General features: G+C 44.8%; 21 protein-coding genes. All 21 read right to left on the reverse strand.

Features of this window, described 5'->3' with window-relative positions:
- Positions 1-50 precede the first annotated feature (50 nt).
- Positions 51-644, reverse strand: a complete 594-nt coding sequence (gene lhaT, locus CEF21_RS13690; RefSeq protein WP_123920244.1) for a lipoprotein heptaprenylglyceryl N-acetyltransferase LhaT — start codon at positions 642-644, stop codon at positions 51-53.
- 121 nt (positions 645-765) lie between these two features.
- Positions 766-1,533, reverse strand: a complete 768-nt coding sequence (locus CEF21_RS13695; RefSeq protein ID WP_123917242.1) for a menaquinol-cytochrome c reductase cytochrome b/c subunit — start codon at positions 1,531-1,533, stop codon at positions 766-768.
- Between the two features lie 48 nt (positions 1,534-1,581).
- Positions 1,582-2,256, reverse strand: coding sequence for a menaquinol-cytochrome c reductase cytochrome b subunit (gene qcrB / locus CEF21_RS13700; protein ID WP_035408687.1), 675 nt, complete (start codon positions 2,254-2,256; stop codon positions 1,582-1,584).
- Positions 2,257-2,259: 3 nt separating this feature from the next.
- Entirely contained in the window at positions 2,260-2,766 is a 507-nt protein-coding gene (locus CEF21_RS13705) for a QcrA and Rieske domain-containing protein (protein ID WP_123917244.1), read from the reverse strand.
- Between the two features lie 144 nt (positions 2,767-2,910).
- Complete coding sequence (locus tag CEF21_RS13710) at positions 2,911-3,366, reverse strand: DUF2487 family protein (protein WP_123917246.1); 456 nt, start codon at positions 3,364-3,366, stop codon at positions 2,911-2,913.
- Positions 3,367-3,473: 107 nt separating this feature from the next.
- A complete protein-coding gene (gene pulA / locus CEF21_RS13715; protein WP_123917248.1) occupies positions 3,474-9,122 on the reverse strand; it encodes a type I pullulanase in 5,649 nt (1,882 codons plus the stop codon).
- 171 nt (positions 9,123-9,293) lie between these two features.
- Positions 9,294-9,833 carry a ReoY family proteolytic degradation factor gene (locus CEF21_RS13720; RefSeq protein ID WP_123917250.1) on the reverse strand — a complete coding sequence of 180 codons (540 nt, stop codon included), beginning with the start codon at positions 9,831-9,833 and terminating at the stop codon, positions 9,294-9,296.
- A gap of 73 nt (positions 9,834-9,906) precedes the next feature.
- Entirely contained in the window at positions 9,907-11,178 is a 1,272-nt protein-coding gene (locus tag CEF21_RS13725) for a tetratricopeptide repeat protein (RefSeq protein ID WP_123917252.1), read from the reverse strand.
- An 832-nt stretch (positions 11,179-12,010) separates the two neighbouring features.
- Positions 12,011-13,297, reverse strand: a complete 1,287-nt coding sequence (gene aroA / locus CEF21_RS13730) for a 3-phosphoshikimate 1-carboxyvinyltransferase (protein WP_123917254.1) — start codon at positions 13,295-13,297, stop codon at positions 12,011-12,013.
- An 11-nt stretch (positions 13,298-13,308) separates the two neighbouring features.
- A complete protein-coding gene (locus CEF21_RS13735; RefSeq protein WP_123917256.1) occupies positions 13,309-14,412 on the reverse strand; it encodes a prephenate dehydrogenase in 1,104 nt (367 codons plus the stop codon).
- Positions 14,413-14,493: 81 nt separating this feature from the next.
- Positions 14,494-15,573, reverse strand: coding sequence for a histidinol-phosphate transaminase (gene hisC, locus CEF21_RS13740; protein WP_123917258.1), 1,080 nt, complete (start codon positions 15,571-15,573; stop codon positions 14,494-14,496).
- Between the two features lie 16 nt (positions 15,574-15,589).
- On the reverse strand, positions 15,590-16,390 hold the full coding sequence (gene trpA / locus CEF21_RS13745) for a tryptophan synthase subunit alpha (RefSeq protein WP_123917260.1): 801 nt from the start codon (positions 16,388-16,390) through the stop codon (positions 15,590-15,592).
- Positions 16,356-17,579: a tryptophan synthase subunit beta gene (trpB, locus tag CEF21_RS13750; RefSeq protein WP_123917262.1), complete on the reverse strand. Its 1,224-nt coding sequence runs from the start codon at positions 17,577-17,579 to the stop codon at positions 16,356-16,358. The genes trpA and trpB overlap by 35 nt, the downstream gene beginning before the upstream one ends.
- Complete coding sequence (locus tag CEF21_RS13755; RefSeq protein ID WP_123917264.1) at positions 17,566-18,219, reverse strand: phosphoribosylanthranilate isomerase; 654 nt, start codon at positions 18,217-18,219, stop codon at positions 17,566-17,568. Before CEF21_RS13755 ends, trpB begins: the two co-directional genes overlap by 14 nt.
- Complete coding sequence (trpC, locus tag CEF21_RS13760) at positions 18,216-18,974, reverse strand: indole-3-glycerol phosphate synthase TrpC (protein WP_123917266.1); 759 nt, start codon at positions 18,972-18,974, stop codon at positions 18,216-18,218. The genes CEF21_RS13755 and trpC overlap by 4 nt, the downstream gene beginning before the upstream one ends.
- On the reverse strand, positions 18,967-19,986 hold the full coding sequence (gene trpD / locus CEF21_RS13765; protein ID WP_123917268.1) for an anthranilate phosphoribosyltransferase: 1,020 nt from the start codon (positions 19,984-19,986) through the stop codon (positions 18,967-18,969). Before trpD ends, trpC begins: the two co-directional genes overlap by 8 nt.
- Entirely contained in the window at positions 19,955-21,493 is a 1,539-nt protein-coding gene (gene trpE / locus CEF21_RS13770; RefSeq protein ID WP_123917270.1) for an anthranilate synthase component I, read from the reverse strand. The genes trpD and trpE overlap by 32 nt, the downstream gene beginning before the upstream one ends.
- A 289-nt stretch (positions 21,494-21,782) precedes the next feature.
- The gene (aroH, locus tag CEF21_RS13775) at positions 21,783-22,175 is read right to left on the reverse strand and encodes a chorismate mutase (RefSeq protein ID WP_123917273.1); all 393 of its coding nucleotides are present in this window, start codon (positions 22,173-22,175) and stop codon (positions 21,783-21,785) included.
- A complete protein-coding gene (gene aroB, locus CEF21_RS13780) occupies positions 22,172-23,263 on the reverse strand; it encodes a 3-dehydroquinate synthase (RefSeq protein WP_123917275.1) in 1,092 nt (363 codons plus the stop codon). Before aroB ends, aroH begins: the two co-directional genes overlap by 4 nt.
- Complete coding sequence (gene aroC / locus CEF21_RS13785; protein WP_123917277.1) at positions 23,263-24,435, reverse strand: chorismate synthase; 1,173 nt, start codon at positions 24,433-24,435, stop codon at positions 23,263-23,265. The genes aroB and aroC overlap by 1 nt, the downstream gene beginning before the upstream one ends.
- 93 nt (positions 24,436-24,528) lie before the next feature.
- Positions 24,529-25,296, reverse strand: a complete 768-nt coding sequence (locus CEF21_RS13790) for a CheR family methyltransferase (RefSeq protein ID WP_123917279.1) — start codon at positions 25,294-25,296, stop codon at positions 24,529-24,531.
- Between the last annotated feature and the right edge of the window lie 185 nt (positions 25,297-25,481).

Here is a 25,481-nt window from a genome sequence, read left to right on the forward strand (position 1 = left end):
TAGTAAAAAATATGTTGGCGGGGACAAGATTAGACCACTATGAAGACCCTTTAAAAAATCTCAAGCTTCCATCTTTTTTCCTTTATGACAAACCAATAGGCAATTCCAAGGGAAACGACACTCAGCCAAAAAGTAAAGTAGCCGATATTCGGCAAATAATCCATAAGAGAATAATAGATTGGCATCTGTCCAAATACATAATCAATCACATCATTGTGCATAGTCCAGACGGCAGCAATGATAAGGTGGCTCATTTTAAAACGGTAAAATGGAATATAAAGCAGCCCCTGGATCGCCATCGCCATGTGAGAGGCCATCAGCATATATCCTGTCGGCTCAAGCTCCCCGGTTGTGATCAGAAGCAGCAAGTTCATTACCGTAGCCCATATTCCATATTTGAAAAGAGTCACGACTGCCAGCGCCTCCATCAGGCGGGAACGTTTTCCGAACAGATAAAATAACAGAACCAGTGTAAAGAACAGACTTGCCGTCGGGCTGTCCGGGACAAATAGTAAAAATTTCGGCTCTGTAATCACAAGCTGGCCTGTATACCAATAATACCCGTATAGTGTTCCAAGCAGATTAACGATAAATAATAACAGAAGAAACGGCTTTCCGGCTAAAACGTAATAGATGGTCTTCATATAAACAGCACTCTTTTCAATTAAATTTCGGGCTGATCCCGGATACGGGATCTCTGGCTCTTTTTGCATGAGCAAGACCTGTTTTTTAATCATATAAAAAAGCTGACAGATTGTCAGCTTTTTACTTGGATGAAACTTTTGAAACAAATTCGCTCAGAACCTTCAGCTCTTCATCGGTTCCTTTAAATACGCCGGCGGGCATGCCACCCCGGCCTTCTTTCGCGATTTTGGCAATTTCCTCAGGTTTGAGTCCGTTATCAACTAGAGAAGGTCCTGCTGCTCCCCCTTGAAGATTATCCCCATGGCAGGAAACACAAGTCTGCTCCTGAAAAACTTTGTATCCAGGTGAACTCGTATCTATTTTTGCTTCAGCCTGAATTTTCCCCTGCTGCTCTACTTTTTCCCAGTTCGTCGTCGAGACGGATTGCCAGGTAAGAAAAATAATCGCTGCTGTTGCAAGAAGCATCATCCCGACGGTTACCGGACGTTTAGCAGGCCGCCGCTCAGGACCGGGATCTAAAAACGGGGCTAAAATAAGAGCCCCCGCAGCGATGCCGGGCATGATCATTGCTCCAAGAACCGTATACGGGCCGGAAGCATATGTGTATTTCAGAAGCTGGTATAGAAACAGGAAATACCAGTCCGGAAGCGGAATGTATCCCGTATCTGTAGGGTCTGCTACCCGCTCAAGCGGTGATGGGTGAGCAACTGTCAGGCAAAGGAACCCAATTAAAAACACAGCTCCGACAAGCCATTCCTTCAAAAGGAAATTTGGCCAAAACGCTTCTGTTTTCCCTGGAAATTCCGAATAATCTTTCGGAATGTTCGGTTTTCTTTCGGCAGGAACCCTTGAATCCCCGACGAACTTCATGCCTTTTCCGCGATGCATGAATCCCCCTCCTTATTTAGATGGTTCTGCAATCATAACTCGGGCATTTTAAAGCGGCCCGGAAATTCCCTGCTTTCTGATCATGAGAAAATGGGCAGCCATCAGACCGAATAAAGCGGCCGGCAGGAAGAATACATGGATCGCAAAGAATCTCGTAAGTGTCTGTGCTCCGACGATTTCAGGGTGTCCTGAGAGGAGCACTTTTACCTGGGTTCCGATAAAAGGCGTCGCTTCTGCAATCTGCAGGCCTACCTTCGTGGCGAAAAGCGCTTTCATATCCCAGGGCAGCAAATAACCTGTAAAACCAAGTCCAAGCATGACAAAAAAGATCAAAACACCGACAATCCAGTTCAGTTCACGCGGTTTCTTATAGGCACCCTGGAAAAAGACGCGAAGTGTATGAAGAAACATCATGACAATAACAAGACTTGCTCCCCAGTGATGCATCCCTCTGACGATTTGCCCGAATGCAACTTCATTCTGGAGATAGTACACCGATTCCCAGGCATTTTTAATGTCCGGAACATAGTACATCGTTAAAAACATCCCGGAAAGCACCTGGATAACCGTTACAAAAAAGGTCAATCCGCCAAAGCAATACACAAAAGCAGAAAAATGGTGGGCAGGGTTGACATGCTCCGGCACTTCATGATCGGCAATATCCCGCCATAAAGGGGTAATATCGAGACGCTCATCGACCCAGTCGTAAATTTTATTCAGCATCTGCTAAGCTCCCCTCTTCTTGGCTTTCCCGAGAAATAAGTAGCCGTCTTTTACCTGCTGTTCAAATACATCGAGTGGTGCGAGCGGAGGCGTTCCCGGAACGTTTTTCCCGTCCTTTTCGTAGCGTCCGTAATGGCATGGACAGAAGAACTGATTTTTGTTCTCAGGATCCCCGTTCCAGCTGACCGTACATCCCAGGTGTTTGCAGACAGGCGATAAAGCGATAATATCTCCTTTATCATCCTTATACACCCATGCTGAGCGCGGTTCATCTGATTTGTGCCAGGCATCTACCTGCTTGATCTTAAAGTTGAATCGTTTTGGCTCTTTTGTAATTTCATCCACTTTGACCACCTGAACCAACTCCTGGCCTGCAACAGGGCGCAGAACCGGGTCAAGGGCAAACCGGACCATCGGCATAATCATTCCTGCGGCCATAAATCCGCCTACGCCTGTCAGCGTATAATTTAGGAATTGCCTTCTTGATACCCCGTGTTTTCTCTCGCTCATTTTTCTCCCCCTTCTATCCCCTATAGATGAAGTCTGGATGCAAGGTTATAAAAATTTATAGTACTAGGACATTCTAATGATATATCAATCTTCCAAACCGGTCAATATCATCCTTTTATGGAAAAAAGTATTATGACAGGGTTTTCATTTACAATTCCAAAATTGTAATAAAATGTTCATAATTTGCTGCAAATGACTGTCCAGGAGCTGTCCTGTTACTTCTTCATTCATATTTTGCAAAGGAATGGAGGGCATCCAAAGCAGCGTTTCCTGGAATCCTTCTTCTCCTGCTGTTTTCCAGGCGGAATCGGTAGTCAGAAAAAAGATATACTTAAAAGTCCCCTCCATATCTCTTTTCCAATCCATCAGTCTCGAATTCTTGTCTTTTTCGTACGGATGGTAAGTAAACGGCGGGCTAAGCAGGATTCTTCCCCTGAGCTGTCTTTCCAGTTCATCCGCAAGGAGCATCGCGAATTCTCCTGCTTCAACATTTTGGAGGAGTGAGGGGCTTGCTCCTGCCGGTATGAGCGGAATAACCAGCGTGTCTATGTATTGCTTTTCTTTCTCGAAAGCCAGTGCGTCATCAGCAGCCCATTTCATTCAGTTCACCCCCTGTTTAACTCATCATAATCAAAAGAAGACAATGGAGACAAGCCCCATTGTCTTTATTTTACATGATTTCAGGCAAAAATTTTAGAAAATTTTCATTATTTCCAATTTGTCAAGATGACGGTTCCGCCATCGGATCTTGGCGGAATCTCCACCGTAACTTTGCCATCTTTTGATTTTTTATAATCTTTATTGCTGTATAAGTCTTTTACATGCGGGAACTTAGAATCTTTGATCGTAAGGGTCACTGTTTTAGCAGTATTCCCGGTATTAATCCCAATCCACAGCTCCTGGCTTTCATATTTTCTCGAAAATACGATATAGCCATCTTCATTGCTGCCTGCAACCTTTTTGCGGTCCCCTTTTGAGAAAACTTTAGAATAATGTTTTCTCGTTTGAAGAAGTTTCGCGTAATGGACCGTCAAATCATTTCCTTTAATCCGGTCCCAGGCCATGTCATAGCGGTTTTCGTTGAATTCTCCTTTATCAAAATCTCCTCCCACTTTCCCCGAAAGGCCCAGTTCTTCACCGTAGTAAATGACAGGCTGTCCTTTTGAAGTGATTTGAAGAGATGCGGCAATTTTTTGTTTGGAAAGATCTCCTTTAGCATGGGCATAGAGGAAACCATCCTCATCATGACTGCTTAAAAATTGACCAAGTGAAGCCGTGTTATTGATCAGTTTGTCCCTTTTCTCCAGATTTGCTTCCGTTTCATCAACCTTGCCCTGGATAAATGCTGCTGCTTCGTTTTTAAAGCCAAAGTCAAGCAGAGAATCCATTTGTCCGCTGTTCAGGTAGCCTCCTGTGTTATCAGCACTCGCTCCGAAGTTTTCCCCAATCAGCTTGAAATCAGGCTTGATTTTCGTCAGTTCATTTTTAAAGGCGCTCCATGTAGTGGAATCTACATGTTTTACGGTATCCACCCTGAAATAATCAATGGTGTCACCGCGCTTTGTTTTTGCATTTTTCAGCCAGTCTGTCTGCCATTTGATGATTTGGTCCCTAACTGCCGGATCCTCTGTTTTAAAATCAGGAAGTCCTGCCAATTCACCTTTAATGACGTCAGTTCCCCCGTCACGGAGCATGTCTTTGAAACGCAGGGAATCTTCAATGGTCGGATAGTTGCGGATGTTTTTTTGTCCGCCATCCTTCACACCATATCCTGCATGATTCAATACGACATCCACCATAATTTTGATGCCTTTGTCATGGGCTTTATCAATCAGCTTCTGGAAAGTCTTCATATCTCCCAGATGTTCATCCAGCTTAGTGAAATCCTTCGCCCAGTACCCATGGTACGCATATTGCGGACCTTCTTTGCCTGAACGGATGTTCCAGTCCACATTGTCGACGATTGGCGAAATCCAGATTGTGTTAATCCCCATATCTTCAAGATAATCCAGTTTCTTCGTAATACCCGCCAGATCCCCACCGTGATAGGTTTCCGGATGCTTTTTATCATAGTTTTCTTTATTCGGATCATTATTAGACGGATCGCCGTCATAGAAACGGTCTGTCAGCATGAAGTAGATTCGGGCTTCATCCCAGTCAAATTGGTCCTTGCCGGATCCGGAAACCTGAATCGGCTTTACTTCAAGCTGTACTTTCCCTTTATGAGTATTTCCATACTGATCTTTTACAATAATCGGAAGAGTTTTCATTCCGGCTGTTATACTGTCTTTAACTGGCACGCTAATCTCACTCAGGGCCGGATCGATCGGTGTATTTTCAGCCCCTCCGAGAGCCCGCAGATCAATCGACATGCCCGTTATTTTGGCGTCTTCACCGGCTTCGGCAGCCACCGTGATGACCGCATTTTCCCTTGAGGAGATTTTTTTAGGATAAGCGGACGCTGAGACATTGATTTTCGGCACAACATACTTAACAACCGATTTTCCATCCTCACCCGTATTGTATGGATCACTGATTTCTGTTGTTTTGCCGTCTTTTGTTACTAGAAACGTATATTCATAGTTTCCTTCTTTGAGCTCATCCAATATGTAGCTGAAATATTGATGTTTTGCATCATACGTCATCGGGAAAAGCTTGCCGTTGATTTTTACCTGGACACGCTCTATTTGCTCTTGGGAACTTGTTTCATAAAGCTCCTGATCCCGGTACAGGAAGGTGAGTTTTCCGCCTGCCAATACCGGTCCCTTGACTGGAGGAACGGTGTCAAATTCGCCAACTCCGCTTGTTACGGTAACCTTCGTGACAGATTGAGATAAATCTGCATCGATGTAGCGGTCCTGTCCATATGGATCCTTGACCGCCCAGTCTGTTCCTTTTCTTAATACGAAACCGATTTTTGTTGTGTCAGGCCCAATTGGGAACTTTGCCACAGCCCCATTGCTTGTGACGCTTGAAAACCGTTTTTCTCCATCTTCTACACCTGTCTGCCATGTCCAGATATTCCAGCCATCGTATTGGCTGTCTGCTCTTTTATACGTGAATTCTACAAATCTCTGTACATATTTTTTCACTTCGATTTGCTTTTGAGCAGAAACAGAACCGATTTTGGCTGTTACAACCGCTTTTCCGGCGCTGAGTCCCGTGATCTCGCCTGATGAAGAGACAGACGCAATTTTCGGATTGGATGATGTCCATTCAATCGCCGGATCTCCGACCGTCTGGCCAAACTGATCCTTCACCGTGCTTTGCAGCTGGATGGAGCTTGATTCATAAACAGAATCTTTCCCCTGCAGAACGATGGATGCAGGCTTAATATCGGCTACTGTTACCGTTACGGTCGTTTTCAAAGATCCGCTTGAAACAGTCACATTCGTTTTGCCGTTCTTTTTGGCTGTCAGCTTCCCTCTGGAATCTGCCGCAGCAACTTCTTCATCTCCGCTTGTCCAAGTAATCTTCTGATCTTTCAGATATCCTCCAAATTGATCCTTTACAGAAGCCTGGAGCATTCGGGATTCACCGGCCGTCATGTATATATTTTCAGACGAAACGGTCAGCACGGACGGAACCGGCTTTTCGGTTCTTTCCTCATCGTATAAAACCATCATCGATAGCGGCTGAACCTGCGCCTCTGTTCCTTTAATTTCTTCAAGGATTCCTGTTCCCGCCTTTTTATCGTTTACAACTGCTTTCCATCCTGCTGGAGAGGCAGGAAGCTGAACTTTTTTCGCTGCTGTATTCGCATTGTAAATCACGACGATGTTCTTCCACTTGTCGCCGTTTGCATTATTTTTGAGCTGATAAGCGACCAAATTATCTTGCTTCTGCAGGATTTCCACATTCGCTTCTACCTGCTGTTTCCCAGTCATTTTAAAAGCAGGATGACTGTTGCGCAATTGGTATAAACCTTGATAGTACAGATTGACCTGGTCAAAATCCGAAACATTCTTCCAGCGGATCTGGTTGATGGCATCAGGACTCCTGTAGCTGTTATGATCACCGTATTTTGTCCGCAGCATTTCATCACCGGCATGAATGAACGGAATGCCTTGAGCGGTAATGGCAATTCCATTTGAAAGCAAAGAACGCTTAACGGTCTCGTTCGCAAGCTCGTCCTCTTTGTTTACTGCATGATATGGAGTGGCTGCAGCGACCGCCTCTTCTACCGTTTTGTATCGATTAGCGTCTTCTCCCTGCAGTTTTCCGTCTTTTATATCCACGAAGCCCTCTTTTTCCTCAAGCCCCTGTGTTTTTATAATCTTATCCCACATATTTAAGTTGTCATGAGCGGTTACATAGTTAATGGATTCTGCGGGGGAATTCGTAAAATCGGTAATGGATCCTTTAACACCCGCTGCAATGGCTTCTTCTTTTCCCTTTTCTCCCGTTGCAAATCCTTTTGAAGCGTCATCGCTTCCGCCTTTGATTGCCCCGCGGATGTTATCGTTGAATACCGCAAACCCCTTGTCTTTCTGAGCACCTTTAGTGGTCTGGAGACTCTCTGCGAGCGGAGAACCGCCTGCCTGCCATGGCTCTCCATAAACAAGCATGGAAGGATCCACTTGTTCTTTCAATTCTTTTGTCAGCTGTTCCATCGTATTTACATCAATCAGACCCATTAAATCAAAACGGAATCCGTCTACACCGTATTCCTCAGCCCAATATTTCACTGAATCTTTAATATATTTTCTTACCATCGGTCTCTCGGAAGCTACTTCATTTCCGGTTCCGCTCCCGTTTGTATAAGTTCCGGCATCATTGCTTCTGTAATAATAGCCAGGCACTATTTTATTGAATGGACCGTTTTCAATTTCGAACGTATGGTTGTAGACAACGTCCATTACAACGCGAATCCCTTTATTGTGCAGAGCTTGTACCATTTCTTTAAATTCAAGAATCCTTGTTTTCGGATTGGCGGGATCTGTTGAGTAGGATCCTTCTGGAACATTAAAGTTCTGCGGATCATATCCCCAGTTAAACTTCGGCTCTTTGGATGAAGGATCATCCACCTTCAATTCATTCACTGTTTTGAAATCATAGGAAGGAAGTAAATGGACATAGGTAATACCCAAATTGGCAAGATGATCGATTCCTGTCGAATCGCCCTTGCTGTTTTTCGTCCCTGTTTCTGTAAACGCTTTAAATTTACCTTTGTTTTTCATACCCGAATCTTTGTCCGATGAGAAATCTCTTACATGCAGCTCATACAGAGAAGCATCGGCAGGTGATGAAACCTCCGGCTTGTCCATCGGCTTCCAATTCGCAGGATCTGTTTCGTCAAGGCTCACGACAGCAGACCTTTGGCCGTTCGCGCTGACTGCCTTTGCATAAGGATCGACTGCATAATTCACTTTTCCATCAGAGAATTCGACCTTGTACATATAGAATTTTCCGTTTAGATCACCAGAAGCGGAGGCCGACCAAACTCCGTTTTCAGCTCTTTCCATGCTTTGCTCATTTCCATCTTTGTGCTGTTCTACTGTTCCCTGCTCTGTGTATGTACCAGCGCTGTCAAAAAGAACAAGACTGACTTTTTGAGCTGTGGGAGCCCATACTTTAAAGGTCGTATTTGAAGGTGTATAAGAGGATCCTAAATCATTTCCTGCATAGAAAAATTTTTTATCATCCAGCGCTTTTCTTACGGTTACCTTCTTTTTGCCGAATCGGGTGCTTTTTACAGAATAGGCATTCCTCACATCAATGGAACGGGAATCACCGATTAAAAGCATAACCTGGTTGTCTTTCACTTTTTTTGATTGTGCATCCATTTCTTTTCCCGTTGTTTCATCGATAAGGGTAAAATCATTGATATCTTGTTCATTAAGAGGATGCGAGGAAGTGACCATGATCCGGTCCATGGAATCCATCATCGCAGAAGTCATTCTTTCTCCTACATTTGCTTCTTCCCTGCTGTAATAGACAGCCGGATCCCCCTCCACGATATACGCTTCAGCAGCTTTTTCCCCTTCAGGAATCTGAATCACTCTCGTCATTTCCTGCGAAGTCCAGTTCCCCGGCCTGGCGATGACGTTAATTTTATTCGAAGCAGCTTCAACCTTGACTTGGGCAAAGCCATCTGTTACTTGACTGAAATCAACCTCTTTCCCATCTTTTCCATCTTCCCAAATCCATAAGTCCCAATCTTTCGCTTTCCCATCGTACCTGTAATAATTTAGTGTGAAGCTATACGTTTGCTGCGTCTGATCAGCATTTGCACCTTCCAATGCAACCGTTTGCAAATTAGACTGTGCAAACGCTGAAGGTACACCGCCTAACGTACTGAGTACGAGCAAAACGGCCAGTAAAGATGAAATAATTCCTTTAGCTCTCCCTTTCATTGCCTTCCCCCCATGATTCGGACTGTGAAATCGATTGCGCTTGCAAGCGGTTTCAAGTTTTATTTTCACACGTTAATGAGATAAAATCAATCAGTTGCAGAAAATTGAGATAAATTTACTATCATTTAAAAATACAAGAAAAAAAGCCCTCGAAACCCGAGGACTTTCAGCTTATTTTATCGCATTCAATTTGCTCGTTAATTCTTTGAATGCATGTTCATCATGGCGGTCCAGCGCTTCATCGATTAATTGAAGCAATTTATCTTTCTGATAGGACTGAATGGCACGTTCAAGCACTCTTTCGGCAATAAGGCGGTCTTTCTCATTTCCGTTTAAATGTTTCGGCAAAAATGGATTGGTTTCCATCACTGCAGCGTATTGCGGAGACTGATAGGACGATCTGAAATTAATCTGAATATAGAGCTCTTCATCCCTGTTTAACCGAATGTCGTGAAATGACTTTTCCGCATCCGTAGTCATGACATTTTCTTTGTAAAACCTGAATGGAACCTCTTCCACACAGTGGGTTGACATGATAATTCCGCGGGGACAATACTGAGCCTGCTCTACAAAATGGACTCTTTCCATCAATGCGTCATGGCTCATCAGGTAATTCAGAATCCATACGCATTCTCTTCGCTTTAGCTGATAGTGATTCAAAAACCATCTGATAAAATCTTTCTTCTCGTGAACAGATACAGGGGTCATCATTATCGTTCCCTCCTCTGCAAGAACGTTTCTATATATGAAAATTTCAACATCGAGAAATCAAAATCCTGCATTTTTACTGTTTAAATTCGTCTTCTAAATGCATCAATAATGCTTCAATTTCGACATTGGCGGGATCTATGGATAGGATTCTTCTGAATAATTCCATCGCTTTTTGGCGATTTCCCTCTTCTACAAGGAAGCGGGCATATTCTTCAAGAAATTCAACGTGGTCTTTAAAGAATTTATATGCACGCTCATAATAGTCCGATGCCTGAGAAAAGTTTTCTGTTTCATTGTAGCTCTTGCCCAGCAGCCAGAAATATTGAGGATCTTCTTCTTCATATTTCATCACTTCCTCAAGCAGTTCAATAATCTCATCATACTGTTCCTGCTGGAGATAAATATTGGCAAGGATCAGAACTGCCTCAGCATGTCCGGGATCAATTGCTGCCGCTTCCCGCAGCAATTCAGCTGCTTTCTCAGGCTGCTGATTTTTCAGAGAGATTTTCCCCGCAAATACGTACAGCTCTTTGTTGAATTCATCTTCCCGGATTCCCTCAAGGGCCGTATCCATGCTTTCGGTAAGCAATCCCTCTTCTTCATATGACCGGGCCAGCGGCAAATAAAGGGAGGAGAAGGATGGGTCAAGCTCTTTTAATTTTTCGAGCTGCTGGATCGCGGTTTTCGTCTGGCCCGCTCTTAATGCCGCGAGTCCGTATCCGAATACCGAATGGGGATCAACCTTCTCAGCGATTGCTTTTTCATAATATGGCATGGCCGCTTCAAATTCTCCGGATCCGCTCAATGCATCTGCTAAACGCTGGCTGATGCTCACCCCGGCGTATATCTCTGAAGTGAGTGCCGCTTTCTCATAGTAGGCAACAGCGGTTTTGTCATCACCGCTATGATAATAAAATTCCCCCAGGGCAAAATCAATAAGCGGTTCATCAGGCAGCAGCTTTTTGGCCTCTTTTAGTTTTTTCTCACTGACTTCCTGCAGTCCCTGAAGCTGATACAAATCTGCCTGGAGAAGAAGAGCTTGCGGATAGGCAGCATCCTCCGGACTGATTTCCCCCAGAATGGAAATGGCTTCATCCTCCTGCTCCAAATCAATATAGGCTTCCGCCATAAGAAGGGATATATCCGTTTCATGAGGGTAAAGAAGGTGGAGATCGGTCAGCAGTTCCAAGGCCTGATCAGGCAGGCCCCACTCGTAATATTTATCTGCCAATCGAAATTTTTCTTCATCATGAATAGAAGCCCTGATTTCGGAAAGTTTCCTTAATCCCTCTTCCGCTTCTCCATTTTCCACGAGGATAATAGCTTCTTCTAAAGAGCTTGTCACGCAGCATGTTCCTTTCTATAAAAGAGGCAGAGCAGGCGAAAAAGGGGAATGAACCGGCTCATGCCGATTATCCTCAAATCCAGACTGAAATGCATGGAACCGTCCGGCATTACCATACCCTGCCTCTATGAATTGTTATGGTTGGAATATGACTATCATAATCGAGAAGCGGGATCGTTTCAACCGAATCGCTTAAACTGCCTCTTTTATAAACCCTTTGTCAGCATCTCCATCCAACACAGGATATCCCTTTAATAGCGGGTCCGGCTTTGCGTGATACCGGAGCATGTAATGATTCCCGGCAGGCGCGTTTTCAAAAGCACTTCTGTTCAGACATTGCCAATCTTCCATTTCATTCAGCCGATAGAGATTTCTTCAGATATCCAGTGCGGGCTCCCTGGCCGGACGGAAACGGGTACCGCCAGCTTATCGGAGCTTGTCTATTAAAAATGCACGGTTAAACTTGGCTGGTGATTCATACAGCTGGCGTTCGCTTCCATCAGCATAGCCTCGAAAAAAGTAAGTTGATCCGTCATGACAACAGTTTTTCATGGCGCCTCTTTATAAGACAAGTTATGCGAATGGACATATGATTATGACGGGGGCGCACTGGTTTAAATGCGGAGAAGATAAAAAGAAGCTTACAAGACTGTGATTTCTGATTTGTAATCCCACTTTGTCTGACTGTATCCGCTGCCTTATTCCGGCAGCGGAGCCACTTCCTCTTTAGAACACAAAACCCAGGATCGCTCAAATAATCTGCGTTCCTGGGTTTTTGACTCAATATCGTCTCTCGGCAGAACTTTTCAAACTGCTTCATTCCCTAAGCAGATTATTGTTCGTTTACCCGCTTTAAGTCCGTGAAAAAGTCCGGATAAGATACTTTAATCGCATCAGCCCCAGACAGGTCAAGAGGACTTTCTGTCAGACAGGCAGCAATGGCCAGCATCATACCAATCCGATGATCACCGTGGCTCGATACCTCTGCCCCGCCTTTTAAAATTGCAGGACCATTAATAATCATTCCATCTTCAGTAGCTTCGATGTCGGCTCCAAGCTTTTTGAGCTCGTTTACGACAGTATCAATCCGGTTTGTTTCTTTTACTTTCAATTCTTCTGCATCTTTTATAATTGTTTTTCCTTCAGCCTGTGTTGCCATCAGGGCAATTACTGGAATTTCATCGATTAGCTTTGGAATCAAGTCTCCGGAAATGGTGATTCCCTTTAAATTCGACGTTTCGATTGTAATGTCTGCCATAGGCTCATATGTTGAAGTTTTGAGTTCAGTCACCTGGATAACCGCACCCATTTGCTCAAGAACCTCCAGAATACCTGAACGGGTAGGATTAATTCCCACTCTTCGCAACACAAGTTTGCTGTTCGGCACGATGGCACCGGCAGCCAAAAAAAAGGCGGCAGAGGAAATATCTCCAGGTACTTCAATCCTTGCACCCTTCAAGTGCTGTCCGCCTTTTACAGAAACGGTCAATCCTTCCTCTTTCACACTTGCTCCGAACGATTTCAGCATTCTTTCTGTATGATCTCTGGATTTATGGGGCTCTGTAACACTTGTCCAATCCCCATCTGTACGAAGGCCCGCAAGCAGAATAGCCGATTTCACCTGGGCGCTTGCAACAGAAGATTCATAGCTGATTCCTTTTAGCTTTCCTCCTCTTACAGAAATTGGTGTCAGGTTCCCCCGTTCTCTGCCATCGATGGAAGCTCCCATCTGTTTGAGTGGCTCTGTTACTCTCTTCATCGGCCTTTTAGCGATGGATTCATCCCCAATCAGACAGGAGTGAAAAGAAGTTCCCGCGAGAAGACCTAAAATAAGCCGTGTTGTGGTGCCTGAATTGCCGACATCCAAAATGTCTGAAGGCTCAACGAGTCCATCTATTCCCTTTCCCGTCACTTCCACATTTGTTCCATCCACTTTAATGTCTGCTCCCATGCTTCTAAAACAGGAAATCGTGCTTAGGCAGTCCGCTCCATTTAAGAAATTCGTGATCACGGTTTTTCCTTCTGCAATCGAACCGAACATCACGGCACGGTGGGAAATGGATTTGTCGCCGGGTATCTGGATTTCTCCCTTAAGCCCGCTGCTTGAATAAAGTTTCATATTTATTCCTCCTAGCCAAAAAACGTTCCGTAATTTGTATATTTGGCGATGCACGTTTTCGCGCGCTCGCGGTCTGCTTCTCTTTGAAAGCTAATCCGCAGCACTCCATTTATATCCTCTCTCGTTTCAATGATGCGAATATTGGTTATGCTGATGCTTTCTTTAGCAAGATAGCCTGTAATTTCTGAGATGACCCCCGGATAATCGGGCACATCAATGTACAAATCATAAAAAGAAGGAATTGCTCCCTGCTGCTTAACAGGGAGACCGTCCCGGAATTCTTTTGCATCATAAAAGTATGTAAGTATTTTCGCGCCGTCCTCTTCCCTGATCAAGTGACGGACATGCTCCATTTCCTTCATCCATTGCTCTAAAAGCTTGAGCATATGTTCTTTGTTCTGCAGAAGGATATCACGCCACATTTCCGGGCTGCTGGAAGCAATCCTTGTAATATCCCGGAAGCCTCCCGCTGCAAGCCGCCTTGTCAGCGGATATTCCTCCTCATGCTGCACAGCCTGATGAACAAGACCTGCTGCAACAATATGAGGGAAATGGCTGATTACGCCTGTTACTAAATCATGTTCTTTAGGTGTCATGGTAACGAAATTCGCTTTTGTACCGGAAAAAAGGTTTTTTAATTCTTCTGCATAGGGTTTATGCTCTTCAAGATGATGACATAAAACGTAAAAAGCATTTTCAAACAAATGGGCTTTTGCGGCTGAAACTCCTGATTTATGGGATCCTGCCATTGGATGACCGCCGATAAAAATAATGTTCTCACTGAACACCTTTTTAGCATGGCGGTCAATTGTTTCCTTTGTGCTTCCGACATCGGTTATAATGACTTGTTTTTTTAGCGGAAGCCTGCTTAATTCGCTCATAATCAGCAGCGTCTGCTGCACAGGAGCAGACAGAATGATGCAGTCTGCTTCTCTCGCACCTTCCTCTATTGACGAAACAGCTTCATCAATGACGCCTAATGTAACAGCGAGCTGTGCTTGCTCCGGATCAATATCCAGACCTGTTATTTTACAGGAAGGATGCTCCTTTTTAATCGCCATAGCCAAAGATCCGCCAATCAAACCGAGTCCGATAAAAAATACGTGATTTCTCATTGCGGGCACATCCTATCGTTATGTAAAAATCTCCTGGCTGATCAAGCCTATGTAAGGGTCTGCTGAAGAGGCACGCGCCTCTTACAGCAGAGTTTTCAGCAGCTCAATGATTTCCCTGTTCTGCCCTTCAGAACCGACAGTGATTCTTAGTGATGTCGGAAATCCGAGTGCAGCACCGGATCTGACAATATATCCCCGTTCAAGCAGCTGCTGGAATAAGGAATTTGCATCCTGATTGAAGTCAATGAGGATAAAATTCCCTTCAGAAGGGTAATAGGAAAGATTATTTTCCTCGCAAAATGCATAATATTGCTTCAAACCCGCACGATTTCGCTCACGGCAGGTTTGAATAAACTCCTGATCATCCAGTGCAGCAAGGGCAGCGGCTTGAGCAATCCTGCTTGTATTAAATGGCTCTCTTGCAGGCTCAATCATTTGAACGAGCTTCCTGCACCCAATTCCATACCCGATTCTTAAGGCAGCAAGGCCGTATGCTTTGGAAAACGTTCTGAGAATCATCACATTTTCATATGTTTGCAGGTAAGGAACCGAATCTGGATAATCCTCTGCCGTAACGTATTCAGCATACGCTTCATCAAGGACAACCAGTACGGACGGCGGCACTTTTTTCAGAAAGGCTTCCATACTGCTTTTATTTACATAATTTCCTGTTGGATTATTCGGGCTGCATACCCAGACAACCTTCGTGTAATCATCAATTGCCTCAAGCATAGCATCCAAATCATGCTCGCCTGCTTTTAGAGGAACCTCTCTGATTTCTGCATTTTCAATTATGGCATTATGTCTGTATTGCGGAAAAGTCGGTGTTGCCATAACGGTGTTGGAATTTTGGTCCAGCAGCGCTCTGCAAATGATTTGGACGATTTCATCTGATCCATTTCCAAAGATGAGCTGATCTTGATCGACTCCCACCATACTTGAAAGTTTCTCACGCAGTTCCGCGCTGTATCCATCCGGATAAAGCGCAAGCTGGCTGATCTCCCTTTCAACGGCTTGTTTCACTTTCGCTGAACTCCCATAAGGATTTTCATTGGATGCCAATTTTACAATATGGTCCAATCCATATTCCTTTTTCACCTCATCAATGGGCTTTCCCGGCTGATACGGCTTCAAGTTGAGAAGCTGGCTTTTCACTTCCATTTTTTAAACACCTCTCCTAGACAGTATGGACAAACGACCTGGCGAAATCCTCCACTTTTTGAAGGGCTTGTTCCCGTTCTGAAACTGAAATGAGTTCATCCTGAAGTTCTTCAACCTGACGGATGATGGCACTCCCTACAACCACTCCATCGCTCACTTCATTCATTTGCATAGCCTGCTCGCCGGAAGATATCCCAAATCCTACAGCCACAGGGATGGGGGAAACGGCCTTTACCTCTTTAATAAATTCAAACACGTTTTCATTAAAGGCTTTTCTCTCTCCCGTTACTCCCAGAGAAGATACGCAGTATAGAAATCCTTCTGAAGATTGAGCGATTTTCTTTAACCTGGAAGAGGATGTTGGGGCAACCATTGAGATAAAGTACAGATTTTCCGCTTTGCAGCGTTCCCGCATCCGTTCATTCTCTTCAAATGGCAAGTCAGGAACAAGCAGGCCATTTACATCATTTTCGCGCATTAAAGCGAAAAAGTTTTCTTCTCCCAATTGTAACACAGGATTATAATAAGTGAACAGGATGATTGGGATCCTTACCCCATTTTCCCTCATTTGCGGAACAAGTTCCATTGCTTTTACAATGTTCATTCCCTGCTTCAGCGCCCTTGCTGATGCACGCTGTATGACCGGGCCATCCGCCAGCGGATCCGAATAGGGAATGCCGAGCTCAATTGCGTCAGCCCCTGCATTCTGAAGAGATAAGGCCAAATCAATCGTAGCGGCTGGAGATGGATCACCTGCCGTAATAAAAGGAATAAATAGTTTTTTATTTTGCTCCAGAAGAGACTGAAAGTAATTCATCTTGATCCACTTCTCCTTTCAAGGCTTTCATCAGCGTATGAACATCTTTGTCGCCGCGTCCGGACAGGCAGACAAGAATGGACTGATCCGGAGACATATCCTTTGCCATTGAAAAGGCCTGCGCCAGAGCATGGGCAGATTCTATGGCAGCGAGCAGTCCCTCTTCCTTCGCAGTCCTGTGCAGCGCATCAAGGGCTTCCTGATCGGTAGCATGAACGTATTTGACCCTGCCTGTGCTCGCCAGATGAGCGTGCTCAGGTCCCACTCCGGGATAATCAAGCCCAGCAGAAATAGAATACGGCTCAACGATCTGTCCAAATCTATCTTGGATTAAGTAAGTCAGGGAACCGTGAATGACTCCATTCGTTCCTTTTGTAATGGTTGCCGCATGAAGAGGTGTGTCAATTCCTTTACCGGCCGCTTCTACTCCAATCAGCTCCACTTCATCTTGAAGAAAGGGATGGAACATGCCAATCGCATTGCTTCCTCCGCCTATACAGGCAATGACTTTATCCGGAAGGCCGCCAGTCCGTTCCAGGAATTGTTTCTTTGATTCTTCCCCGATTACTTTCTGAAAGTCCCTTACCATCATTGGGTATGGATGGGGACCGACAACAGAACCAATCATATAGAAATGGTCTTCACAATGCTGGACCCAGTAGCGGATTGCCTCATTTGTCGCATCCTTCAATGTCTTATTCCCGGAGTGAACGGGAACGACTTCTGCACCGAGCAGTTCCATCCGGAATACATTCAGCTGCTGTCTCTCCACATCCTCATGTCCCATAAACACTTTGCATTTCATTCCAAATTTAGCTGCTACAGTCGCAGCCGCTACTCCGTGCTGTCCTGCCCCGGTTTCAGCGATCAGCTGATTTTTCCCCATCCGTTTCGCAAGCAAAGCCTGGCCTATTGCGTTATTAATTTTATGGGCACCCGTATGGTTAAGGTCCTCTCTTTTTAAATAGATTTTGGCTCCGCCAATTGATTTCGTTAGATTATCTGCAAAAGTCAATGCTGTCGGCCTTCCGGAATATTCTTTCAAAAGCCGGACGTATTCTTCTCCAAATGAAGGATCAGCTATTGCCTCTCTATAGGCTGCTTCAAGCTCCTCAAGGGGCTCCATCAGTGTTTCAGGTACAAATTTCCCGCCAAATTCTCCGTATCTGCCTTTATTATCGGGATACATATTCAAACACCCTCTTCTCTAAATTTCTGATTCTCTCTGCATTCTTCATTCCATTCCGTTCAATTCCGCTTGCCAGATCAATGCCATGCGGATCGGTTTGTAACAGATCTGCAATATTTTCAGGATTAACTCCTCCTGCTATAAAACATGCTTTCCCTAATTTTTCAGCTTTTTCCGAATAGACGCGGACGGCTGACCAATCGAATGCTATCCCTGTCCCCCCCCGCGAACCCGGAACCTTGCTGTCGATTAAAAATACATCAGTAAACGGGGCATACCGTTCCATTTTTTCAACTGCTTTTTCATCATGGGGTATCGCTTTCCATATTTCCGCGGAGCCGTTTTTTTGCCTGAATTCTTTTAGAAAATCAGTGGTTTCTTCTCCATGGAATTGGACGGCATCGAGACTGAGAATATCGCACGCCCTTTGTATCTCTTCGTGTGAAGGATGAACGAAAACTCCCGTAAGCTTCTTTCCGTTTCTTCCGAATTCCTCTACCCACTCTGCGGCCGTTTCAGGTTCTGTCTTCCTCTTGCTGTCTGCAAAAATCAGACCAAGATAATCAGCTTCCGAATGAATCGCCAGTTCATAATCTTCTCTGCTTTTATTTCCGCAATATTTCAGCAGGGGGCGAATCATGCATATTCACCAAAAAGGTTCAAAACCGCTTCCTCCTGGCTTTGATGCTTCATGAGAGATTCTCCTACCAGAACAGCCTGGGCTCCGTATTCTTTTACCAAGGTCAGATCTTGAGACGTATGAATCCCACTCTCGCTTACAAGCAGAGAATCTTTCGGAATGTATCCTTTAAACTCCGCAGCACGGCGGATGTCTGTATGAAATGTGGTTAAATCCCGGTTATTGATGCCGATTAATTCAGGAGTGATCTGTTTTAAAATCCTCTCAAGGACCGGTAATGAGTGAACTTCCACTAAAGCATCCATTCCCCGTTCTATTGCATGATGATAAAGTTCAGACAGATATACAGGATCCAGCGCCTCCCCGATAAGCAGGATGGCGTCAGCGCCAAGATAATCCGACTCCTCGACCTGAAGGTGGTCTACGATAAAATCTTTCCTTAGTACAGGCAGATTCGTTTCTCGTTTGGCGATGCTTAAGTAGGCATTGTCGCCCTTGAAAAATTTAGAGTCGGTCAGTACGGAAAGACAGTCCGCTCCCCCTTTTTCATATTGTGCTGCGTGCATTTCAGGTTTAAAATTTTCTTTTATGATGCCTTTTGAAGGAGATGCCTTTTTCACTTCTGCAATCAGCCCTACTGTTCTGTTAGGATGTTTTAGCGCTTCATAAAAAGAGCGTTTCGGGAGTTTCTGGTCTTCGGGCTGAATTAAAGTTTGAATTTCAGTTTTTTTATGTTCAAGAATTCGGTCAAGCATACTTTTCCACCTTCTTTTTCTGGAGTTTTTGAAGCTGGGCAAGGGCTTGCCCGGAAATAATGGCCTGTTCGGATAGTTGGACACCTTCGTTCAGAGTCTGCGCATAGCCGGATGCATAAAGGGCTGCGCCCGCATTTAAAGAAATAATATCTTTAACGGCTTGCGGCCCCCTGTTCTGAAAGGCTTTGCAGATCATCGCCGCGCTTTCTTGCGGGCTGCCAGCCTTCAAATCGAGGGGATTTCCCCGGCTCATGCCGAATTGCTCCGGTGAGATTGTATAGCGGCTGATGGTTTCACCTTTTACTTCCAATACCATCGTTTCGTCTGTTACCGTAATCTCATCAAGCCCGTCTGCGCCTGTAACAAGGAGAGCATGCTTTGTACCAAGCTTGCAGAGAGCTTCAGCCATTAATTGGGCATAACGCTCTGAGAAGACTCCAATTACCTGTTTGGAAGCATTGGCGGGATTCGCCAGAGGTCCCAGCAGATTAAATGCCGTCCTGAATCCGATCTCCTTTCTTGGATTCACGGCATGCTTCATGGATGTGTGATAGAGCGGTGCAAACAGGAACCCCATGTGGTATTTTCCAAGTTCCTCCGCTGCCTGGCATGGAGATTCCAGCGGCTTAATATCCAGCGCCTCCAATACATCCGCGCTTCCGCTTTTTGACGTAAAGGACCGGTTTCCATGCTTTGCCACTTTCACCCCGAATGAGGACGCCGTTATTGCTGCTGAAGTCGAAATATTGAATGTGGAGGCCTGATCTCCTCCTGTTCCGCATGTATCTACCGCATCTTCGAGCCCTTTAATTACAACCATCTTCTCTTTCATGGCCTCAGTAAAACCGATAATTTCTTCTACTGTTTCTCCCCGGAGTCTCAATATGGATAAAAAACTGGCAATCTGGGCTTCTGTTGCACGCCCCTCCATAATGGACCGCATTGCTTCCTTCGCTTCGAATCTCGTAAATCGTTCTCCTTCAACGGCTCTGGATAGTATGGATTTCATCATTTGCCTCCTTTCCGAATTGACGGTTGGCAAGCTCAATGGCTTTTATAAGTGCGCTCGCTTTGCTCCGGGTTTCTTCCCATTCGCTTTCAGGCACAGAATCCGCTACAATACCCGCACCAGCCTGGATATAAGCTTTATTATTCTTCACAACCGCCGTCCGGATCGCAATACAGGAATCGATGTTTCCATCAAAACCGATATAGGCGATGCTTCCCGCATATTGGTTTCTCGGTGTAGGCTCAAGCTCTTGCAGAATTTCCATAGCCCTGACCTTCGGAGCTCCGGAAACGGTACCTGCCGGGAACGAGGCAAGCAGGGCATCCGTAGGATGAACATCCTTCCTTAAGCTCCCGGTCACCTTTGAAAACAGGTGCATCACATGAGAAAAATAGGTCAATTCCATATAATTTTCCGTTTTTACAGAATGATAGTTTGCTACTCTTCCAATGTCGTTTCTAGCCAAGTCGACAAGCATCAGATGTTCGGCTTTCTCTTTTTCATCGGCCAGGAGGCTTTCAGCAAGCTGTGCGTCTTCTTTCTCATCTTTCCCCCTCTTTCTGGTGCCTGCAATCGGGTGAATTTCGAGGTGCCCGTTCTGAACATGAATCAGTCTCTCTGGAGAGCTCCCTACAATTTCCGTTTCATCATTTTTTAAATAGAATAGATAAGGGGATGGATTTACTTTCCTGAGTATTCGGTAAAGTTCGAATCCATTTGCCTCCATGGGCATTTCAAAACGCTGGGAAAGAACCGTTTGAAAGACATCGCCTGCCGCAATATAATTTTTAATTTTCTGGACTTTTTGTATAAACTCATGTTTTTCCATATTGGAATGAACATGGTCGAAGCTAACCAATGAGCGCTGATCATAGTTCAAAAACAGTTCCTGAAGGGGCTCCTTGTTTTGAAGTTCTTTCACCAATTCCTGAATCTTCGCTTCCGCTTTCTTATAAAGCGCAATCTTTTCATCTTCCTGCTCATTTCCATTCAAAAAAGAGAATTGTATAAAATAAAGCTGGTTCTCCGCATGGTCAAACGCTATATACGTGCTGCATACGGCGAGACTGCATACGGGGTCTGAATCGTTTAGCCCTGAATGCTTTTGCACCTTTTCAAAGAGGCTGACAGAATCATATCCGATAAAACCGACTGCTCCTCCTTTAAAAGGAATCGGAAGATCAGGCAATTTAATTTGAAGGGACTGATCAAGGTGCCGGAACACATCAGAGAAGCTGGAAGATTTATACTTTACAGCTCCATTCTTTTCCTGAATGACAAAGTGCCCCTGTTTTTCTTTTATTGTCATAACGGCATTTAATCCGATAAAGGAGTAATTAGACCAGTTGGATTCCCGGTCATTGCTTTCCAATATATAAACTGCCTGCTGTTTTAAGGAGTTAAAAATCTGAATGGGAGTTAATGTATCGATTTTGTAGGACTGCACAACCGGGATTGTCCGGCAGGTCTTTGCATCCTCTAAAAATGAAGGTAAATCTGAATGGGTCATACCTGTTTCCTCCTCTTTAATTCGCAGAGGAGAATGGGATGAGTCGGAGGGAATGAACGGCTATGCCTATGCTGAATAAGCAGCTTACACAGCATATTTGTTATGAAAGAAATAACGAAATAAGCCCAAAAACACATAAATGTGTCTTTGGGCAGCATAGTCCGAATCATGGACAAGAAAGTGATTCCTCAGCTATACTCAATCATTCTCAGCTACCCTAAACTCTTCTCTGCTCTTGCTCTCAACTAATACTCTCTTGTAACTTATTGATTATTCTAGTACGTTCCCTCTACTCTGTCAATGGAGAAGATTCTTGCCTGGAATTTGTCAAGTCCGGTCTTAAAACAGATGCGCCTTTCAGATATACATGCTGTACTTCATTTTGGTTCAAATCCGTTTCCACATGCATCATGACCCTGATGCATTTTTGCAAGGCCCCGGGAACGTCAATTTCAGCCATGCACATAACCGGAACATGGTTCCAGCCTGTTAATTCTCTCAATGCTTTTGCCGGAAATGCCGCATCCAGATCCTTCGTCACCGTCACAAGGACACTGCTGACTTTTTCAGGAACAATTTGATTGTCAGCCGCCATTTTTTTATAAAGCTCCTCCGCTGAACTTAATACAGATTGAACGGTGTTTTCAGAAGCTGTTGTAGCCCCTCTAATCCCTCTTATCAATTCAGCTCCTCCTTTCGATACTGCTCAAGCAATTCCTGCAGTCTCACAGGAAGAAAAGAATGAATCACCGGAGATCCGATTTCTTCAAGGAGCACCATATTCACGTTTCCAGATGCCGATTTCTTATCTTTGAGCATATAGGAAACCAGTTCTTCCGTACGAACTTTTTCTGGAATCGCAACGGGAAAACCGATCTCCTTAAACCACATTTTATGTTCTGTATAATAAATGCTCGAACCTAGTTCCTTTTCACTTAGCCAGGAAGCAAAAAGCATGCCCTGGGCAACTGCATCACCGTGCGTAATCTTTCCATACCCGAGCGCTGCTTCAATGGCATGGCCGAGCGTATGGCCAAAATTCAAAAAAGCCCTGACTCCGGTTTCTTTTTCATCTTCAGACACAATAGCTGCTTTTACCCGAATGCCTTCCGTAATCATCTTAATGAGCTGTTCTTCATTCGGACTCCTGACAGCGGTCAGGTCCTTTTGCAGCCATGACAGGAAAGACGGATTTGCAATCAGCGCATGTTTGATGACCTCTGCCATACCCGAACGCATCTCTCTGTCCGGAAGGGATGCCAGAAATTCAGGATGATAAAAGACCGCTTTGGGCTGATGGAAAGCGCCGATCATATTCTTCCCTTTAGGATGATTGATACCGGTCTTGCCTCCGACTGCACTATCGTGGGCGAGGAGTGTCGTTGGAATCTGGATAAACGGAATGCCTCTCATGAAAGTGGCAGCAGCAAACCCCGCAAGGTCTCCCACAACTCCCCCTCCAAGAGCGGCAATCATGCTTTTCCTGTCCAGTCCTATTTCAAGCGCATATGAAAGAATTGCATAATACTGCTCAAAGGATTTTGCTTCTTCTCCATTTGGAACAGCCATTACCTCAACGGGTGCATATTCACATAGGGATGCTTTCACTTTTTCCCCATACAGGCGATAAACTTCATCATCCGTAATGAGAAGAATTTTCTCAGGTTTTATCCCGGAGTCCGTGAGTACATGTTTAAAAGATGACAAGGCCCCGTTACCGATTATAACCTGGTAGGAATGATCAGCCGACGCAACGGTGACAGCTTCCATTAAAATTCCCTCGCACGCTGGCGCATTTTTTCAGCGTTTTCCCGGATGAGATCCATTCTGTCCTGGCCGAATTGTTCCGTAATCGCTGCAGCAAGCTCCCATGCGACAACTGCTTCCGCCACAACACTTGCAGCAGGGACTGCACAGCTGTCTGAACGCTCAATGCTTGCCGAAAACGGTTCTTTCGTCTCTATATCTACACTTTGCAATGGTTTATACAGCGTTGGAATGGGTTTCATGACACCGCGGGCTATGATTGGCATACCGGTGGTCATTCCGCCTTCAAGTCCGCCGAGACGATTGGTTTTCCGGTAATAGCCGCGCTCCTGATCCCAGGCAATCTCATCATGAACTTCACTTCCGAACAATCGTCCAGCTTCAAATCCAATCCCGATTTCCGCTCCTTTAAAAGCATTGATGCTCATAATCGCAGCTGCAATTTTCGCATCGAGCTTCCGGTCGTAGTGAACGTAGCTTCCCACTCCCGGAGGCATTCCTTCCGCAACCACCTCTACAATGCCGCCGATCGAATCGCCGTTTTCCTTGGCACGGTCGATGGCCTCCATCATTTTGGCTGCCGCCTTTTCATCAGCACATCGTACCGGAGATTCCTCTGTTTTTGCTAAAAGTTCATCAACATCGGAAAAGGCAGGATGCCCGGAACGGATTCCGCCGATTTCCAGGACATGTCCCGCGATTTTTATTCCGCACTCAGCAAGGATCCGTTTGGCCACAGCTCCTGCAGCCACACGGACTGTCGTTTCTCTGGCAGAAGATCTCTCTAATACATTTCTCATATCCCGATGGCCATACTTAATCGCCCCGTTTAAATCCGCATGCCCCGGGCGCGGTCGGCTGATCTGCCTTTTTACCTCTGAATCTTCCATATCTTCCAGAGGCTCAGCCCCCATTATTTTCGTCCAGTGCTTCCAGTCTTTATTTTCTACAATGAGGGCAATCGGAGAACCGAGCGTTTTGCCATGGCGCACCCCGCCGGCTATAACCACCTGATCCTTCTCGATTTGCATTCTGCGTCCTCTGCCATATCCCTTTTGTCTGCGTGCCAAATCTCTATTGATGTCCTCCGCAGTAAGACTCAGACCTGCGGGGATTCCTTCTAATATCGCTGTCAGCTGAGGACCGTGTGACTCCCCGGATGTTAAATACCTCATTGTGATCTCTCCCTTCAACGCGTTAACGCTTTTATGTATGTAAATGATTAGTTAACACTATACCACAATTTTTTTATAAAAAGTAGCATCTGTCTATTTTTTGCGGTAGAAAAAAGGTTCAGCCGATTCAAACCCGTATCTGTCCGGATGAAAAATCTGCTCCGTACTGCCCACAAACAAATATCCGTCTTTTTTCAGTGCCTGACTGAACTTTTGATAAATGATTTCTTTTGCTTCCTCTGTGAAATAAATTAATACATTTCGGCAGACAATTAAATCCAGCTGATTTTCATAAGGATCTGAAAGCAGATTATGCTTTTTGAACTGGACCATTTTTTTTATCTCTTCTTTTACTTCAAATGCATCCCCGTTCGACGTAAAAAACCGGTTTTTACTGGTTACAGGTACTTCTTTAAGCGACCTTTCAGCATATAGTCCGAGCTTTGCCCGAGCCAGCACATTTTCGTCTAAATCTGTTGCGGTAATCATCGGAGAGGATACTCCAAGATTCTTTGAAATCATAGCCAGGGTATATGGTTCTTCACCTGTGGAACAAGCAGCACTCCAGATTTTAAGCCTGCCTGTTTTTAAAGCGAGCTCAGGCAGTATGGTTTTTTCTAAAGTCTCCCACCGTTTTCCGTTCCGGTAAAATTCGGAAACGTTAATCGTCATCCGGTCAAGGAATTCAAGCAAAAGAGAATCCTCTTTTTTTATTGCCTGGAAATATTGCGAAAAGGAAGCAAATCCTTTTTTTTCATACAAAGAAGTTAAACGGCGTTTCATTTGCGCTTCTTTATATAATGACAAATCAATCCGGGTTAACTCATACATATTTTTTGCAAAAAGCTGATATTCATCCATCGTCTCTTCTCCTGTTTCCTGCATTCTGCTAATACTTTACAATGAGTATATCGTGAACCGGCCACTCCTTACCACCCTTTCAGACTGCTTAGTGCAGGGTTTTCAGTCATAACCTCTTTCATTTTCCAAGGCAGCCGGAAGGGCCGGAATACCTTCTTTGCCCTTCACAGATGCTGATGAAGGAA

The organism is Bacillus sp. FJAT-42376 (genome assembly GCF_003816055.1).
Classification (GTDB): Bacteria; Bacillota; Bacilli; order Bacillales; family Bacillaceae; genus Metabacillus_B.